We start from the raw sequence: 13,624 nt of genomic DNA, 5'->3' as shown, positions 1-13,624 counted from the left end.
ATCAGTCCGAGGTTCCGGCCATGCGGTGCAGGCCGACGACGCGGTCGCTGACGAACAGCAGGATCACCGTGCCGGCGAGGATGAGGGTGGAGAGCGCCGCGAGCGTCGGATCCGGCGCTTCCTCGATATATTGCAGCATCCGGATCGGCAGCGTCTTGGTGCGGACGTCGGCGAGGAAGATCGAGACCGGGTAATTGTCGAACGAGGCGAGGAACGAGAAGAGGCCGGCGATCAGGAACGACGGCGCCAGCGCCGGCACCATCACCCGCAGCACGCCGCCGGGATAGGTGCAGCCGAGCGTGCGCGCCGCCTCGATCAGCGTGAAGTCGAACCGCGCAAGCCCGGCGATCATCGTGCGCGCGACATAAGGCAGCGTGATCACGAGATGCGCGACCAGCAGCGTCGCCCAGGGAGCGGTGAAGCCGATCGCGCGAAAGCCCTGTAGCAGCGCGATGCCGAGCACCAGGCCCGGCATCATCAGCGGCGAGACCAGAGCGGTCGCAAAGATGCCCGCACCCGGCATTTTTCCACGCGCGATCGCGATCGCCGCGAGCGTGCCGCAGACCAGCGAGATCGCAGTCGAGAACAGCGCGATCTGAAGCGACAGCAGCAGCGACGGCCAGAAGCCGTCGAGCCGGCTGATCTTGCCATACCAGCGCGTCGATGCACCCGTCAGCGGCAGGTCGAACACCGGCGTCGGCGAGAAGCTGGCAGCGGCGATCACCAGCAGTGGCGCGATCAGGAACAGCGCCAGCGCGATGGCCATCACCCAGCAAACGATGATTGCGGCCCGCGTCATCATTTCGGCTCCCGCGATAGGCGCGCGCTCAGCGCAACGACGGCAATGGCGATGGCCAGCAACACGACGCCGGCCGCGGCGCCGAAGCCCGGCTCGCGTGCGAGCAGATAGGCCTTTGCGATCGTGGTCGCGAGTGTTGGATATTTTTCGCCGATCAGCAGCGTCGGTACCACATAGGCGGAGACCGACAGCGAGAACACCAGCGCCACGCCGGCGATGATGCCGGGCAAGGTCAGCGGCAGGATCACACGGAAGAAAGTTCCGACCGGCGAGGCGCCCAGTGTGGCGGCCGCCTCCGCGTAGCGTGGATCGAGTTGCGCCACGATCGCGTAGATCGGCAGGATCATGAACGGCAGGAAGATGTTGACGGCGCCGACGATCAGCGCGGTCTCGGTAAAGATCATCCGGATCGGGTCTTCGATGATGCCGAGCGCGATCAGCATCTCGTTGACGATGCCGTCGCTGCGCAGCAGGATCGTCCAGGCAAAGGCCTTGACGATGACGCTGGCCGCAAGCGGCAGGAACAGCGTCGCGAGCAGGATCGAGCGCAGTGCGCCGCGGGCGCGTGCCAGCGCGAAGGCGGCCGGGTAGCTGATCAGGAACGCGATCAGTGTGGTCAAAAGTCCGAGCCGTAGCGAATTCCAGATCACGCCAAGATAATAAGGCGTGCCGAGCAGGCGCTTGTAATGCGCAAAAGTCAGCCCGTTGGCATCGACGATGCTGACGCCAAGCAGCAGCACCAGCGGCAGCGCGAACACGCCGGCGATGATGACGAAGGACGGCAGCACGAATCCGATCGCCGCAAGTCGCTCGCGGTCGACCGCAGGCGCCGTCACGGGCACGGGAAGGGCGGCTTCCGTCATGCCTGCGCCTCCATCGGAAACGCAAAGGTCTCGGTCACCGGCCAGCTCAGGCGGATCTCGTCATGCACGCGCGGGATCGCACCGTCGCGCCCCGAAAGTTCGGCGAGCAGGCTCTCGCCCGCGCCGGCATCGACCTCAACCAGCGTACGCGAGCCCTGGAACACCACGGAGCGGACGCGGCCGGCGGCAGAGTTCGCCTCGCCCTGCTCGCCAAGACGAAGCTGCTCGGGACGCGCCGCAACGATGACGGGGGAGCCCGCCTGGAAATTGCCGAGCGCCGACATGCGGCCGAGCTTGGTCTCGACATCGACCTTGCCGTTGTCAGCCGCCAGCACGGTCCCGGAAATCCGCGTCGACAGCCCGACGAAGTTGAGCGCGAACAGGCTTACGGGGCGCAAGTAAAGCTCGCGCGGCTCGGCGAGCTGCTCGATGCGCCCCTTGTTCATGACCGCGACGCGGTCGGACATGGTCAGCGCCTCGTCCTGGTCATGGGTGACGAAGATCGCGGTGGCCTTCACGTCCTGGAGCAGGCGGCGCAGCTCGACCTGCATCTCCTCGCGCAGCTTGCGATCGAGCGCCGAAAGCGCCTCGTCGAACAGCAGCACATCAGGCTCGACCGCAATCGCACGCGCCAGCGCCACGCGCTGCTGCTGGCCGCCCGACAGCGCCGAGATGCGGCGACCGCCGAGATGGCCGAGCTTGACCAGCGACAGCGCGCGTTCGACCGCGGCATCGATCTCGCGCTTGGCCGCGCCGCGCACCTTCAGTCCGAACGCGACATTGCCGGCGACGGTGAGATGCGGAAACAGCGCGTAGCTCTGGAACACGACGCCGACATTGCGCTTGTGCGGCGGCACGTTGGTGATGTCGCGCCCGGCGAGCTCGACCTTGCCGGTGTCGGGCTGCGCGAGGCCGGCGATGGCGCGCAGCAACGTGGTCTTGCCGCAGCCGGAGGGGCCGAGCAGCGTGACGAGCTCGCCGCGGCGGATGGTCAGGTCGATATGATCGAGGACCGTCGTCGGCCCGTAACGCTTGGAGACGCCGCGGACGACGAGATGCGGGCTGCTCTCGCTCATGTCATCTCCTTGCTCCAGCGGTCGACCCAGCCGGCGCGGTTTTTTGCAACGAACGCCCAGTCGGGTGCGAACAGCGAGGCCGGATCCGGGAAACCCGCTGGCGTCGGTGTGCCCTTGTTGGTCGGTGCGACAAAAGCCTTGTCGGCGAGGATGGTCTGCGCTTCCGGGCTGAGGAAGAAGTCGATCACGGCGTCCGCGAGATCACCGGCCGGCGCGCCAGCCACCTTCGCAATTCCGGACGGCATGGCGAAGCCGCCGTCCTGCGGCACAGCGAGATCGACCGGTGAGCCGTCGGCCTTGCGGATCAGCGTGTAGGCCGAGAATTGCCCGCCGATCATCCAGGCCTCGCCCTGCTCCATCAAATTGATGGCCTGCGGCGCGTTGGTATAGACGTTGAGTAGGTTCGGCTTCAGCTCCTTCACCTTCTTGAAGGCGGCGTCGATCTCGTACTGCGCCTCCTTGTAGGGCTTGCCGGTCTCGAGATGCGCGGCGGCGAGCAGCGTCCAGAAACCCTCGGTGTTGGAGAGCGACGGCACAATCACCTTGGAAGCGTATTTCGCGTCCCACAGGTCCGCCCATTTCGTTGGCGCTGTCTTCATGCGCTTGGTCGAATAGGCGATGCCGGCCCAGGGCCGCTGATAGTTGGCCCACATTCCGTCCTGGTGCACCGAGTTATCGACGAGCTTGCCGAGATTGGCGATCGACGACGCCGACATCTTGGTGATCAGCCCCTCGGCTGCCGCCGGCAGCATCACCGGATCATCCATGATAACGACGGAGATCTTTGGCGCGGCTTTGTCGGCCTGCATCTTCTGGAGATTGGTCAGCGAATTGGTGCCCTCGTAGAGCACCTTGCAGTCGAGCTTCTTCTCCAGCACCGGAAACAGATCGGCGTTGAAATACTTTGCGGCGCCCGCGGGGCCGCCGATGACGATCTCTTTGGTCGCCGCGCGCAGGCGCGCCGGGGCGGCTAGAGCAGCGGCCAGGGCCGCGCCGGATTTCAGAACGCTGCGTCGGGAGGGGGTGTGCATGGGCATGTCCCGTTTGTTGTGCGTAAAGCTTGCTACGAAGCAGCAGCAAGCGCCATGCCAAATGTGCACATTTTTATAAAGGTAAGTAATTTCAATGTATTGACCGAATCTCGCGTGTCTCGCCTGCGCAGCCGCGTAGAAAATGTGCACATTTTTTGGAGGTGACGCTGCGCATCCTTTGGGCCTAGCTATCGGCCATGGCGACGCAGCGCAGGCGAAATGGCAAGGGAAACGGCAAGGCCAATCCGGCAGAGGACGAGGCGGTCTATCAGGCCATCCTGCATGCGCTGCTGGAGGGCAAGCTGAAGGCGGGGACCAAGCTCGCCGAGCCGCCGCTCGCTGACATCTTTGGCGTGTCGCGCGAGCGCATCCGAAAAGTGCTGCATCGGTTAGGTGCGGAGCGGCGGCTGGAGATGATCCCCAACCGCGGCGCGCGGGTGCCGCGCCCGACGCTCGACGATGTCCGCAGCGTCTACGAGGCTCATCGCGTGCTCGAGGCCGGCGTGTTGACGCAGCTCGTGCGCCACATCGACGATGCCTTGATCGATCGGCTCAACGCCCATCTCGCCGAGGAGCGCGCTGCCGCAACGCGTGGCGACCGCGCTGCTTCGGTGCGGCTGTCCGGTGCGTTCCACGTCCATCTGGTCGAAGCGCTCGGCAACGCCGAGCTCACGCGCTTCCTTGCCGATCTGCTCAGCCGCTCCTCGGTGATGGTCTCAGTCTACGAACCCGCCACCGATTCGATCTGCGCCGTCGACGAGCACGGCGCCATCGTCGAAGCGTTGCGCGCCCGCGATGTCGCGCGTGCCATTGCGGTCTCGCGCGAGCATTTTCTGCATGTGGAGAGCCGGCTGCATCTGGATGATGTGGTGCCGGCGAGCGAGGATTTGGGAAGCGTGTTTGCGGCGGTGAAGCCGAAGCGGCGGAAGGCACGGTAAAGCCCGGCCGTCGTCCCGGCGAAGGCCGGGACCCATAGCCACAGGGAGTAGTTTGACGACGGCTAGTAGTTATCTTTTCGTCGCCGGTACTCAGACTGCCGTTTACCGTTACATCACGCGGTATGGGTCCCGGCCCCCCGTGCGCAATTGCGCACTAGGCCGGGACGACAGCGGAGGTCGGGGCGACCAGCATGCCTCACGTCAGCACCTTAACCCCACCAAACGACGTCACCCGCCCCTGCCTGAGCATCACAATCTGCGTCGCGAGCTGGCGCAGTTCGGCGACGTCGTGGCTGACATAGACCATGGGAATGTTGGCCTCGTCGCGCAGCCGCACCAGATAGGGCAGGATCTCGAGCTTGCGGCCCTCGTCGAGCGCGCCGAGCGGCTCGTCGAGCAGCAGCAGGCGCGGCTTGGACAGCAGAGCGCGTCCGAGCGCAACGCGCTGGCGCTCGCCGCCGGAGAGTTTTCCGGGACGGCGATCGAGCAGGGGGCCGATGTCAAGCAACTCGACGACGCGCTTGTGCTGCGCGGGATCGGACGGCAGACGATTCATCCGCCGTCCATAGTCGAGATTCTGCGCGACGTTGAGATGCGGAAACAGCCGGGCATCCTGGAACACATAGCCGATGCGGCGGCGATAGGTTGGGACATGGATACCCGCCGCGGTGTCGTCGACGGTCTCGCCGTCGATCACGATGGTGCCGCGGTCGGGACGCAAGAGCCCTGCGATCATGTTGATCAGCGAGCTCTTGCCGGCGCCGGACGCACCGAACAGGCCGGTGACGCGGCCCTCGCTTTCGAAGGACGCTTGAAGCGAAAACTCACCGAGCTGTTTTTCGACATCGACCCGCAGCATGGTCAGTTCCCGTGCAAGCGCGCGGTGGCGCGGCGGGCGAACCATTCAGCGGCGATCAACGCGCCGAGCGCGATCACGACCGAGATGATGACGAGCCGGCCCGCGGCTGTATCACCGTCCGGCGTCTGGATCAGCGAATAGATCGCCGAGGAAATCGTCTGGGTCTCGCCGGGAATGTTGGAGACGAAAGTGATGGTGGCGCCGAACTCGCCGATCGCCTTGGCAAAGCCGAGCACCATGCCGGCGAGCACGCCGGGCAGCGCCAAGGGCAGCGTCACCGTGAAGAAGACTTTGAAAGGAGCCGCACCGAGCGTCTCCGCGGCTTGCTCGAGCCTGCGGTCGATCGCCTCGATCGACAGCCGCATCGGGCGCACCAGCAGTGGAAACGACATCACGCCGCAGGCAAGCGCGGCGCCAGTCCAGCGAAACGCGAAGACGATGCCGAGATGGTCGGCGAGGAAGGCGCCCACGAGCCCGCGGCGGCCAAACGTAAGCAAGAGCAGATAGCCGGTGACGACCGGCGGCAGCACCAGCGGCAGATGCACCACCGCATCGAGCACCGCCTTGCCCCAGAAGTCTTTGCGGGCGAGCAGCCACGCCAGCACAATGCCGAACGGCGTCGCCACCAGCGTTGCGATGACGGCGACCCTGAGCGAGAGCAGGATCGCCGTCCATTCCGCGGGAGAGATATCGAGCATCAAGTCGTAGATATCAGGTTGTGGGGCTGATCAGGAACTTGAAGCCGTATTTTTCCAGAATGGTCTTGGCCGCCGACGTGCGCAGGAAGGCGAGATAGTCGTTGGTCTCGGGCTTTGCGGTCGTGGTCGCCGCTACCGGATAGATGATCGCGGGATGCGAATCCGCCGGGAAGGTGCCGACGATCTTGACGCCGGGCTCGACCTTGGCGTCGGTGGAATAGACGATGCCGAGGTTGGCCTCGTCGCGCGCCACCAGCGTCAGCGCGGCGCGCACGCTTTCGGCCATGGCGAATTTCGGCTCAGCCGCCTGCCAGGCGCCGAGCTTTTCCAGCGCAGCCTTGGCGTATTTGCCGACCGGCACCGACTTGACGTCGCCGGTCGCGATCTTGCCGTCGCCGGCGAGCTTGGCGAGATCGAAGCCTTGCGCGATCGTGACGTTGTCGATCTTGGAGTCCTTCGGCGCGATCAGCACGATGCTGTTGCCGAGCAGATTGACCCGGGTCGGCTCGTTGATGGTCTTCTTGGAAATGGCGTAGTCCATCCAGTCGGTGTCGGCGGAGACGAAGACGTCGGCCGGCGCGCCCTGCTCGATCTGCTTGGCGAGCACCGAGCTCGCGGCATAGCTGACACTGAACTTGACGCCGGTCTTGGCGGTGTAGGCGGCGTCGATCTCGTCGAGCGCGTTCTTCATCGAGGCGGCCGCGAACACGGTGATGGTCTTGTCCTCGGCGGCGGCAGGCGAGAGGCTCGCGCCCGCGAGGATCACGAAAGCGGTGAAAAGTCCGGCAATACGAAACATGGGGTAGCGCTCCGTGCGAGCCCGCGCGCGAAATCGCACGCGCAACCGGCGTTGGGTGGGAAGGCGTTGCGACCGGCGGAAGCGCTGTTCCGCGTGGCCTCGCAACGGCTTACGGCCGGCGAGGATATCGCATCTGCGAAGATAGCAGGCTGGGGCTTGAGGTGAAAGGCGACCGTTTGTCTAACCAACCCAGCCTATTGTGCCGGCAGGATCGAGATCGAGAGCGCATTGTCCTTGGCGCCGCTGATTTGGAGCACGAAGGGCTGCGCCGACAGCTCGTATTTCATGGTCTTGCGGATGCCGTCGCAATCGGTCGCGCCGCTGAAGGCGACGGGCTTGAGGAAATGCCCGTCCTGCACCACGTCGACCCACGCCCCGGTGGACAGGCTGACCGTGTAGAGACCTGCTTTCGCGGTCTTGATGCTCGTGAAGCCGGCAAAGGTGCCATCCTTCGGCGCGCGCTCCGGCGGCGACGGCAGTCTCGCCTCCTGAGGCGCGACCAGCGCCAGCGTGATGCCAGACGACGGCAGAGCTGCCTGCTCGGCTCCCGATGCCAGCTTGGCACGATCCGGCGCAGTGAGCGCAGCGCGCTCACGTTCGATCGGCCATTTGAACTTGTCGCAACCGCTGGGTTCTTCGGCGGCGAGGGCGGAGGTCGCGCTGAGTGAAAGCACGGCGAGGAGGGCAAGGACGCGCATGTCAAATCTCATCGTTGGCCACGCGAACGACGCGGCTTGCAGTCAGGTGGTTGAGGAGCGGGATGCGCATCCCGACGAGCCGCTGGCTTACGGCACAGCGGCAAGGTGATCCTAGCGCATTTGGGTGATGCGAACCAACCATCGAGTTCGTTGTCATGGACAAGTGATCTATCCGCTCGTCGTCCCGGCGAAGGCCGGGACCCATAACCACAAGGAGTAGTTTGGCGAAGACTCGGAGTTCGGTACATCGACTTTCCACAATCGATAGACCTCGCGGTATGGGTCCCGGCCTTCGCCGGGACGACGGCGGAGGCCTACGGCTTCGCATCCCCCGCGCGCAGCACGGCCTTACAAGCGGCCGGCATCTGCGCCAGCGTCATCGGCGGATGCGGCTTCGGTGGCTCCGGCGATGGCTTCGGATGCAGCACGCCCTCGCTGAACCAGTAGGCGAAGTCGGAAGCCTTGCAGCCCTCATCCTCAGATTGTGACGGCTGGCCCTGGCATTCGGTGGCGCCCGCCGGGCAGCGCATGCGGATGTGGAAGTGATAGTCGTGGCCCCACCACGGCCGGATCTTTGACAGCCAGGAGCGGTCGCCCTTGGCTTCGCGGCACAGCGCCTTCTTGATCGCGGGATTGACGAAGATGCGCTGCACCGCCGGCTCCTGCGCCGCGTCGCGCAGCACGAGCACGTGGGCGGGCGTGAACACTTTTGGATCGATGTCGAGGCGGTCGTCGCGCACCATCATCACCGCCGACGTCTCCTCGCGTTCCTCGCGCGAGAGGCGATGGTCCGGCATCGGCGTCAGCCAGATGTCGGCATCCAAACCAATCTGATGGCTGGCATGGCCGGACAATGCTGGCCCGCCGCGCGGCTGGCCGATGTCGCCGACCAGGATGCCGGGCCAGCCCGCATCCTTGTGCGCCTTGGCCGCGAGCCGCTTGATCAGCGCGATCATGTCGGGGTGGCCCCAGTTGCGATTGCGCGACAGCCGCATCACCTGCCAATTGTCGCCGTTGAGCGGCATCTGCTCGGCGCCGCCGATGCAGCCCTTCACATACGAGCCGATGACGTGCGCCGGCCCCGTCGAGGGCAGCAGTTTTCGCGCGAACAGCTCCTTGGCGCCGATCTTGGGATCGTTCGGATTGGCAAGCGGCGGCAGCGGCTTTGGATTCACGCTGCCCTTGTCCTGCGCCAGCGCGTCGCCGGCGGCCAGGAACGTCATGACAAGCAGGAGAGGGGCGATGCGGCGGAGACTCATGCTGATGGTCTTATAGCCCATCGCGGCGCCGATGCCGCACGCGATCTTCTTCCATCTAGAGCCCCGTGCCGATTCCACCGGAACGGAAATGGCTCTAGATCATCCCAAAGTCGCAGGTCGGCCGGCCGATTCTTAACGGCCCGATAACCCTATCCTGTGTTGACCAAAATTCGTGCGCGGAGTGCGCAATCACCGCGGCTCGCATGCAATCCCGTGCGATTTTGGAAACGATTCAAGCGAACGCGCAATTTTGCGCCAGCATGCTAGCCGATTGCGACGCGGGAACAGGTTTGGTGCGCCTGCCGACGCTAGGCCGCCTCGCAAACGGGCAACAAAGTCCGCATCACGCGCTCCGCGCAACGATGGCCCAGTGGCCCGGCTGCCGAAGATTACTTTTTTTTCAGACACTTGCCTCAAGAGTTGCAGCCGCTGGGCGCGACTGGACATGTGAGTTGAGTTTGGGGTCTCGAAAACCGAAAAAGCGAAAGCACACCGCGCTCGCCCGGGCCGGCCAACGGCTGTGCAAGCCGCGTTTCGCGCGCGCGCCTCGTCCGCCCGTCGAACGCGAAGCGGCCATCACCGAAGCGCACAAATCGCATGATCGCCTGCGTCAGGCCGTCGACATGCTGCCGCAGGGCATCGTGATCCTCGACCCCGAGGGCCGCTACGTTCTCTGGAACAAGCAATATTCGGAGATCTACAGCAAGACCGCCGATCTGTTCGCGGAAGGCGCGCGGCTGGAAGATACGCTGCGCATCGGCGTCGCCCGTGGCGACTATCCGGAGGCCGCCGGCCACGAGGATGAGTGGATCGCCGAGCGGCTGAAGAAGCTCCACCAGCCCGGCAAGCGCCACGAGCAGACGCTGTCGGACGGCCGCGTCATCCTGATCGAGGAACGCCGGACCGACGATGGCGGCATCGTCGGCCTGCGCGTCGACATCACCGAATTGAAGCAGCGCGAGGCCTCGTTCCGCCTGCTGTTCGACGGCAATCCCGTGCCCATGATCGTCTGTGCGCTGGATGACGAGTGCATCCTCGGTGTCAACGATTCCGCGGTCGCGCATTACGGCTATAGCCGCACCGAGTTCGAGAAGCTGAAGATCCGCTCGTTGCAGGCCTTCGACAGCGAGCCGCCCTGGACCACCGATCGGTCCAGCGAGGAGCAGGCCGCGCGCATCTGGAAGCACGTCAAGGCCGACGGCGCGCTGATCGATCTTGCGATCTATTCGCGCGAATTGACCTATGCCGAGCGGCCCGCGGTGCTGCTCGCGCTGATGGACATCACCGAGCGCAAGCGCGCCGAGGCGCGGCTCGCCTTCATGGCCCAGCATGACGGGCTGACCGGCCTGCCGAATCGCAATTTGCTGCGCCAGCAGGTGGACGAGATGCTGCTGCATACGCGTCGCGGCGCCGAGAAGGTCGCGGTGCTGATGCTGGGGCTCGACAATTTCAAGGCGGTCAACGACACGCTCGGACATGCTGTCGGCGACAAGCTCTTGCGCGGCGTCGCCAAGCGCTTGCGTTCGACGCTCCGCGAGGACGACGCGCTGGCGCGCCTCAATTCGGACGAGTTCGCGATCGCGCAGAGCGGGCTGACGCGTCCCGAGGATGCGGTGATGCTGGCAAAGCGCCTGCTGGAAGCCATCGCCGATCCCTATCTGCTCGACGGCCATTCCGTGGTGATCGGCGCCTCCATCGGCATCGCGATGGCGCCCGGCGACGGCGATGATTCCGAGAAGTTGCTCAAGAGCGCCGACATGGCGCTGTCGCGCGCCAAGCTGGATGCGCGCGGCACCTTCGCGTTCTTCGAGGCCGCGCTCGACGCCAAAGCGCAGAGCCGCCGCAAGATCGAGGTCGAGCTGCGCGACGCCATCCAGAGCGACGTGCTGCGGCCATATTATCAGCCGCTGGTCGATCTCTCGAGCGGGCGCATCACCGGCTTCGAGGCGCTGGTGCGCTGGCCGCATCCCGAGCGCGGCATGGTCTCGCCGGCCGAGTTCATTCCGGTTGCCGAGGACACCGGGCTGATCAATCCGCTCGGCGGGCTGATGCTGCGCCGCGCCTGTCTCGACGCCGCGACCTGGCCCGACGACGTCCGCGTCGCCGTCAACCTCTCGCCGCTCCAGTTCCGCAGCGGCAATCTGCTTTCGGTGGTGACGGACGCGCTGAAGCATTCCGGCCTGCCGCCGCGGCGGCTCGAGCTCGAGATCACCGAGACGCTGCTGCTGGAGAAGAGCGCGCAGGTGCTGGCGACGCTGCATGCGCTGCGCGCGCTCGGCGTGCGCATCTCGATGGACGATTTCGGCACCGGCTATTCCAGCCTCAGCTATCTGCGCAGCTTCCCGTTCGACAAGATCAAGATCGACCAGTCCTTCGTGCGTGATTTGGGCGCCAACCGCGAATCGCAAGCGATCATCCGCTCCATCGTCAGCCTCGGCAAAGGCCTCGGCGTCATCATCACCGCCGAGGGCGTCGAGACCGAAGCCGAGCTGAGCTGCCTCCGCGCCGAAGGCTGCGACGAAGGCCAGGGCTTTCTGTTCAGCAAGGCCCGCCCCAACGTCGAGATCATCAGCCTGCTGGCGGCACAGCGCGGGATTGATGGGGACGAGGACGCTGCGCTGGTGGCGTGAACGTGCCGTCTGATATGATCGAACCTCGAGCCGCTCGCCGGCGTCTCTTAGTCGGATCGGATCAACGGATGCTGCACCCATGGCCTCTGACGCCCCAACCCTGACGCCCGGGCCGCGCTATGCGCGCTTCTCGCGGCGGCTGAAAGCCATCCTGCTCGACTGGATGCTCGCGATGGTCTTGCTGTTCGGCGCCTTAGCGGTGGCGAGCAACGCGCAAAGCGATGCGCTGGCCCGAACCCTCGGCGTGTCGGTCGTCGTGATCCTGCTGCTCTACGAGCCGATACTGGTCTGGCGCACCGGCGGCACGCTCGGGCATGCCTGGACCAATCTACGCGTCGTCGACGACCGCGGCGGGCATTTGAGCTTTGCAAAGGCGCTCGCCCGCTTCGCCATCAAGAGCCTGCTCGGCTGGTACTCGTTCCTGACCATGGCGGCCACCCGGCGCAACCAGGCGATTCACGATCTCCTGACCCACTCGACCGTGCAGATTCGCGATCCGGCCAAAGCCAATCCGGGGCAATTCATCACGGAGCGGAGCGAGGACGACCCGGCGATGCCCTCGCGGCTGCGGCGAACGCTCGTGACGGTGGTCTATCTCGCGCTCGGCGTCTTGCTCTATTTCGGGGTGCTCGCCGCCCTGCTCCGGGGTGGCATCCTGTCCCGCGCCTGCCTCAATCACGATATTTGCTCCGGAGGCGACCGCATCGTCGATGTCGCCGCCGCCGTGGCATTCCTCCTGATGATCGCCCTGGTCATCGGCATGGGCTGGCGAGGCCGCCTGTTCGGCGCACGCAAGGCGTAGAGTGCGTCCTCCAGCGCAGGCCAAGGCGGTCCTTTCACCTTCCTCGTAGGGAGAGGTCGGAATTCAAGCGCAGCTTGAATTCCGGGTGAGGGGGACTCTCCGCGAGCCCAGCTGATGCAGCGACTGTCCAGACCGTGTTGATAGTCCTAGGGGAAGTACCGCCGAGCAAACTTCTGGAAGTTTTCCGTCAGGAACCGGTTTGCCCGCTTGCTGATGGGAGCGTCGGGTACCACGACCTCAAAAGCGTGATAAGCGCCGTCGAATACCTCGAACTCAACCGGAATATTGGCCCGGCGAAGGTTTTCGACGTAGATTTTCGTTTCATCCCGAAATGGCTCCAGACTGCCGACGTAAGTGATCGTCGGCGGCAATTTCGAATAGTCCGTGCAGCGCGCCGCAGCAGCGTAGGGCGTCACGTTCATCACGCCATCCAGATAACGGGACCAAGCCAGCCTGTTGGCTCCTTCATCCCATATCGGTGCGTCGTTTCCAACGACAGAGGCGCTGTTCTGCCGGTCGTCAATCATCGGATAGAGCGGCATTTGAAAGGCTATTTTTGCATCGCCGGTATCGGTAGCCTTGAGCGAGACGGCCGCCGCAAGCCCTCCGCCCGCGCTAGGTCCCGCCACGATGAATCCGTCGGTTCTTCCGCCGATGGAGGCCGCATTGTCCCTTATCCATAGCAGGGTGTCGTAGCAGTCGTTGAATGCAGCCGGGTACGGCGCTTCGCCGGCCTTTCTATAGTCCGGCGCGACGATGATGCAGGGTTCTGTTTCGATGAAGGCCTTGATGAGTGAGCCGAATTGCTCGGGCACCCCGTGAATATAACCGCCGCCGTGCAAATACAACATCACCGGCAGGGGTCCAACCGCCGCGGTTGGCCGATAGAGTCTCACACGAATGGGTGACCCGTCATTTCTGCTCGGAATATGCTGTTCTCGGCATACAAGTCCACGGATGTTTCTTCCCCGCAGGATGGCCCCAGTGAAACCGAACATGAGCAGAGCGAACCATCTCGTGTGAAAGAATCTTGCGACCATCCGCCCAACCGCATATCGGACGCGCAGGTCCTGATCCACCATGTCTCTGGCGACCTTCATCCGATACGTCCTGCCTTGACCTTCGGAACCTCTTCCATCCGAGAGGTATGCTGCAAGTGCAGGAAGCAAGTC

At 64.8% G+C, this 13,624-nt stretch carries 13 protein-coding genes; 3 read left to right on the top strand and 10 right to left on the bottom strand.

Annotated elements, in window-relative coordinates; genetic code table 11:
- Nucleotide 1: 1 nt before the first annotated feature.
- From UP06_RS07370 to UP06_RS07355, 4 genes are read right to left on the bottom strand one after another with little or no spacing between them, the layout of a single operon-like run.
- Entirely contained in the window at nucleotides 2-802 is an 801-nt protein-coding gene (locus tag UP06_RS07370; protein WP_245305428.1) for an ABC transporter permease, read from the bottom strand.
- A complete protein-coding gene (locus UP06_RS07365) occupies nucleotides 799-1,662 on the bottom strand; it encodes an ABC transporter permease (protein ID WP_045001730.1) in 864 nt (287 codons plus the stop codon). Before UP06_RS07365 ends, UP06_RS07370 begins: the two co-directional genes overlap by 4 nt.
- Nucleotides 1,659-2,738, bottom strand: coding sequence for an ABC transporter ATP-binding protein (locus tag UP06_RS07360; RefSeq protein ID WP_045001729.1), 1,080 nt, complete (start codon nucleotides 2,736-2,738; stop codon nucleotides 1,659-1,661). Before UP06_RS07360 ends, UP06_RS07365 begins: the two co-directional genes overlap by 4 nt.
- Nucleotides 2,735-3,769 (bottom strand): extracellular solute-binding protein, encoded by a 1,035-nt coding sequence (locus UP06_RS07355; RefSeq protein ID WP_045001728.1) that lies wholly within the window; start codon nucleotides 3,767-3,769, stop codon nucleotides 2,735-2,737. The genes UP06_RS07360 and UP06_RS07355 overlap by 4 nt, the downstream gene beginning before the upstream one ends.
- Before the next feature lie 197 nt (nucleotides 3,770-3,966).
- Between UP06_RS07355 and UP06_RS07350 the strand changes: the two genes are divergently transcribed.
- Nucleotides 3,967-4,707, top strand: a complete 741-nt coding sequence (locus UP06_RS07350; RefSeq protein WP_045001727.1) for a GntR family transcriptional regulator — start codon at nucleotides 3,967-3,969, stop codon at nucleotides 4,705-4,707.
- Nucleotides 4,708-4,903: 196 nt separating this feature from the next.
- Here the strand turns inward: UP06_RS07350 and modC are convergent, their stop codons facing one another.
- From modC to mepA, 5 genes are all read right to left on the bottom strand, one after another.
- Nucleotides 4,904-5,566, bottom strand: a complete 663-nt coding sequence (gene modC / locus UP06_RS07345; RefSeq protein WP_045001726.1) for a molybdenum ABC transporter ATP-binding protein — start codon at nucleotides 5,564-5,566, stop codon at nucleotides 4,904-4,906.
- Nucleotides 5,567-5,568: 2 nt separating this feature from the next.
- Complete coding sequence (gene modB, locus UP06_RS07340; RefSeq protein WP_045001725.1) at nucleotides 5,569-6,264, bottom strand: molybdate ABC transporter permease subunit; 696 nt, start codon at nucleotides 6,262-6,264, stop codon at nucleotides 5,569-5,571.
- Nucleotides 6,265-6,277: 13 nt separating this feature from the next.
- Nucleotides 6,278-7,063: a molybdate ABC transporter substrate-binding protein gene (modA, locus tag UP06_RS07335; RefSeq protein WP_045001724.1), complete on the bottom strand. Its 786-nt coding sequence runs from the start codon at nucleotides 7,061-7,063 to the stop codon at nucleotides 6,278-6,280.
- Nucleotides 7,064-7,257: 194 nt separating this feature from the next.
- Nucleotides 7,258-7,761 carry a hypothetical protein gene (locus UP06_RS07330; protein ID WP_045001723.1) on the bottom strand — a complete coding sequence of 168 codons (504 nt, stop codon included), beginning with the start codon at nucleotides 7,759-7,761 and terminating at the stop codon, nucleotides 7,258-7,260.
- 314 nt (nucleotides 7,762-8,075) lie between these two features.
- Nucleotides 8,076-9,020 carry a penicillin-insensitive murein endopeptidase gene (gene mepA / locus UP06_RS07325; protein ID WP_045001797.1) on the bottom strand — a complete coding sequence of 315 codons (945 nt, stop codon included), beginning with the start codon at nucleotides 9,018-9,020 and terminating at the stop codon, nucleotides 8,076-8,078.
- 623 nt (nucleotides 9,021-9,643) lie between these two features.
- Here mepA and UP06_RS07320 point away from each other — a divergent pair.
- Nucleotides 9,644-11,650, top strand: a complete 2,007-nt coding sequence (locus UP06_RS07320) for a putative bifunctional diguanylate cyclase/phosphodiesterase (protein WP_245305431.1) — start codon at nucleotides 9,644-9,646, stop codon at nucleotides 11,648-11,650.
- A 79-nt stretch (nucleotides 11,651-11,729) separates the two neighbouring features.
- Nucleotides 11,730-12,452 (top strand): RDD family protein, encoded by a 723-nt coding sequence (locus UP06_RS39210; RefSeq protein ID WP_050031579.1) that lies wholly within the window; start codon nucleotides 11,730-11,732, stop codon nucleotides 12,450-12,452.
- 146 nt (nucleotides 12,453-12,598) lie between these two features.
- Here the strand turns inward: UP06_RS39210 and UP06_RS07310 are convergent, their stop codons facing one another.
- Nucleotides 12,599-13,552: an alpha/beta hydrolase gene (locus tag UP06_RS07310; RefSeq protein WP_045001722.1), complete on the bottom strand. Its 954-nt coding sequence runs from the start codon at nucleotides 13,550-13,552 to the stop codon at nucleotides 12,599-12,601.
- Between the last annotated feature and the right edge of the window lie 72 nt (nucleotides 13,553-13,624).

Source organism: Bradyrhizobium sp. LTSP857 (assembly GCF_000938285.1).
GTDB lineage: Bacteria > Pseudomonadota > Alphaproteobacteria > Rhizobiales > Xanthobacteraceae > Bradyrhizobium.
The sequence above is the reverse complement of the archived record's forward strand: the minus strand, read 5'-3'. Positions and strand labels throughout refer to the sequence as shown.

What these genes read in the sequence shown, in the direction of transcription:
- modC (WP_045001726.1), bottom strand. Translation starts at nt 5,566, where the DNA reads ATGCTGCGGGTCGATGTCGAAAAACAGCTCGGTGAGTTTTCGCTTCAA.
- mepA (WP_045001797.1), bottom strand. Translation starts at nt 9,020, where the DNA reads ATGAGTCTCCGCCGCATCGCCCCTCTCCTGCTTGTCATGACGTTCCTG.
- UP06_RS39210 (WP_050031579.1), top strand. Translation starts at nt 11,730, where the DNA reads ATGGCCTCTGACGCCCCAACCCTGACGCCCGGGCCGCGCTATGCGCGC.
- UP06_RS07330 (WP_045001723.1), bottom strand. Translation starts at nt 7,761, where the DNA reads ATGCGCGTCCTTGCCCTCCTCGCCGTGCTTTCACTCAGCGCGACCTCC.
- UP06_RS07355 (WP_045001728.1), bottom strand. Translation starts at nt 3,769, where the DNA reads ATGCACACCCCCTCCCGACGCAGCGTTCTGAAATCCGGCGCGGCCCTG.
- UP06_RS07320 (WP_245305431.1), top strand. Translation starts at nt 9,644, where the DNA reads ATGCTGCCGCAGGGCATCGTGATCCTCGACCCCGAGGGCCGCTACGTT.
- UP06_RS07370 (WP_245305428.1), bottom strand. Translation starts at nt 802, where the DNA reads ATGATGACGCGGGCCGCAATCATCGTTTGCTGGGTGATGGCCATCGCG.
- UP06_RS07350 (WP_045001727.1), top strand. Translation starts at nt 3,967, where the DNA reads ATGGCGACGCAGCGCAGGCGAAATGGCAAGGGAAACGGCAAGGCCAAT.
- UP06_RS07360 (WP_045001729.1), bottom strand. Translation starts at nt 2,738, where the DNA reads ATGAGCGAGAGCAGCCCGCATCTCGTCGTCCGCGGCGTCTCCAAGCGT.
- modA (WP_045001724.1), bottom strand. Translation starts at nt 7,063, where the DNA reads ATGTTTCGTATTGCCGGACTTTTCACCGCTTTCGTGATCCTCGCGGGC.
- UP06_RS07365 (WP_045001730.1), bottom strand. Translation starts at nt 1,662, where the DNA reads ATGACGGAAGCCGCCCTTCCCGTGCCCGTGACGGCGCCTGCGGTCGAC.
- UP06_RS07310 (WP_045001722.1), bottom strand. Translation starts at nt 13,552, where the DNA reads ATGAAGGTCGCCAGAGACATGGTGGATCAGGACCTGCGCGTCCGATAT.
- modB (WP_045001725.1), bottom strand. Translation starts at nt 6,264, where the DNA reads ATGCTCGATATCTCTCCCGCGGAATGGACGGCGATCCTGCTCTCGCTC.